This is a genomic window from Halocatena pleomorpha (assembly GCF_003862495.1).
GTDB lineage: Archaea > Halobacteriota > Halobacteria > Halobacteriales > Haloarculaceae > Halocatena > Halocatena pleomorpha.
Genome location: NZ_RRCH01000058.1, coordinates 1 through 2,099, shown reverse-complemented (window position 1 = coordinate 2,099; position 2,099 = coordinate 1). Strand labels below are relative to the sequence as shown.

Below are 2,099 nucleotides of genomic sequence, written 5' to 3'. Positions count from 1 at the left end.
TCGGTCGTCGGCTTCGCGGTGAACAGAACGTGAACGTGGTCTTGTCCGCCGTTGACGCTCTGTATCGAGACGCCGAAGTCCTCCGAGAGGTCGTTCGCTATCTCACCGATACGTTCGCAAATGTCGTTGGTGAGAACGGTTGCGCGGTACTTCGTGACGGTCACAAAGTGATATTGGAGTGCGTAGACCGTGTGCGACCCGGTTTGGAGGTTGTACTTCATTTGGCCTCATCGTATTCAAGGGGACCAATTGTATTAAACGTTACTCCGTGGGGTATTCAGACGGCTTTCGACGTGGTTTGTGGAATGAAGCTTACGCGATTCACGCCCGCCGTGAACGGCGGGATTCTCTCGCTGTTTAAAGAGACGTTTCTTTCAACCGGGTCGTCTCGAAGGTGTTGTACAGCCCCATGTTCTCGTCGGACCCTACCGCGTAGGCGTTGGTCCCATCGGTCCACGCCCGCTCGGCTCGGACGTGTGAGTAGTTGTCATTAACGCCACAGTAACCGTCGAACCCCTCCTCGATGATTTCGACCGCAACGGTGTCGGTGTCGGTTTTTCCATCATTATCGGTCACTGTCAGCGTTACGGTCTTTTTACCGGTCACGTCGTAGCTGTGTGTAACGGTCTCTCCGGTCGCGGATGTTCCGTCGTCGAAGTCCCACTCGTACGCTTCGATCGAGCCATCGTCGGAAGCGCCGGTGGCGTCGAAGGTGATCGATTCGCCTAGTGCTGCCGGATTCGGCGTGGCCGACCCGTCTGCTACGGGCGCGCCGTCTTCGGGACCGTCGCCGTGATCCGTACTAGTGAAGAATGCCCACATCTCCCGCGAGGCGTCCGGTCCGTCCGGATCGGTGTACGAACCCGAGGGGGTGCCCCCCGACCACGCGTGTCCCATGTTGCTGACCAACCAGTGCTCAATGAGGCTCTGACCGGTTGAATCGTGGTACTCCGAGACGGTGGCGCAGTTCGGAGCAGAGCAGTCCGAGTACGTCTTATCTGCCTCTCCATCGATCGCGTCATCGTCGCTCCCGTTGTGGGCGAGGTCGTTGGTTTGTATCGCTTGCTCGGTCGCCTGCTCGCCGTTACACGGAGCGACCGTAGCGTCGTCCGTGCCATGGAAGACGATCGTCGGCAGCACGGTGGTGATGTCGAACTCCTCCATCCGGTCGTAGGCGCTCGTTCCCGCTTCTTGGGGATCTTTCGGGCTACACTGGGTCATCGCTGTCACCCCACTGATCTGGTCTTCGGCCGCGTCGTACTGTAATCCCGAGTGGATGCCGGCACCCGAGAACACGTCGGCGTACTCGACGGCCAAGTTGGGAACCATCGCGCCGCCCGCTGACAGTCCGGCGACGTACACCGCATCCCCGTCGATGGTGTGGTTCGCTGTTATCTCCCCGACCATCCCCGCGATGATCGCCGCTTCGCCCCGGTCTCGCGTCGTGTTCGCGTCGTTGAACCACTGCCAGCATCGGTTGTAATGGCGGGACGTGGACTGTTCGGGGTAACAAACGATGAAATCGTTCTCGTCGGCCACCTCGTTCATCCCCGTTCCGTCCGCGAAATCGTCGGCGGTTTGTGCACAGCCGTGCAGCATGACCACCAGCGGAACCGCCGTGCTGTCGTCCACGCTGTTGGGGACGTATTTCGTGTATTCGAGTCCGTTGTAGGTGTGGCGCGTGTACGAACCGTCCGCAGCCCGCGCGTTCGGAACGGCGCTCGCGCCTACCAGCCCGGTAGCCACGACGCCGATCGATTTCAAGACTGTGCGTCTGCTCGGTTCTGTACGTGAGGAACGACGACGGCTGGTTGTCATTAGTTATCGCACACCAATATACTGGCTGGTGAGAGTTTTATTGACCTCCTCCCGCGCCTAAAGTCGCGTGAATCCCACCATAGGATTTCGGGCCAGTCGAACCAACCCTAAGGTTTCAAGACGCATACGTTCCAAGCGTCATCTGCTAGGTGGCAGCATCGTCTTGGCTGTCTTGTGGAGCGGTCAAAGGCTCCCCATCCTCAGCCGAGTCATCGCTATTCGTGTCTTCTCTGGAACAGCTCTCTCTGCTGAGGTAGCGGTCTGCAATTGTGAGCGTGGCG

2 protein-coding genes are annotated in these 2,099 nt (G+C 59.2%); both read right to left on the bottom strand.

Annotated elements, in window-relative coordinates; genetic code table 11:
* A partial coding sequence (gene tnpA / locus EIK79_RS17715; protein WP_124957127.1) for an IS200/IS605 family transposase occupies positions 1–221 on the bottom strand: 221 nt, incomplete at its 3' end.
* Positions 222–357: 136 nt separating this feature from the next.
* Entirely contained in the window at positions 358–1,818 is a 1,461-nt protein-coding gene (locus tag EIK79_RS17710) for an extracellular catalytic domain type 1 short-chain-length polyhydroxyalkanoate depolymerase (protein ID WP_124957125.1), read from the bottom strand.
* Positions 1,819–2,099: the final 281 nt, after the last annotated feature.

Coding starts and splice junctions, on each gene's coding strand:
- EIK79_RS17710 (WP_124957125.1), bottom strand. CDS start 1,818: ATGACAACCAGCCGTCGTCGTTCCTCACGTACAGAACCGAGCAGACGC.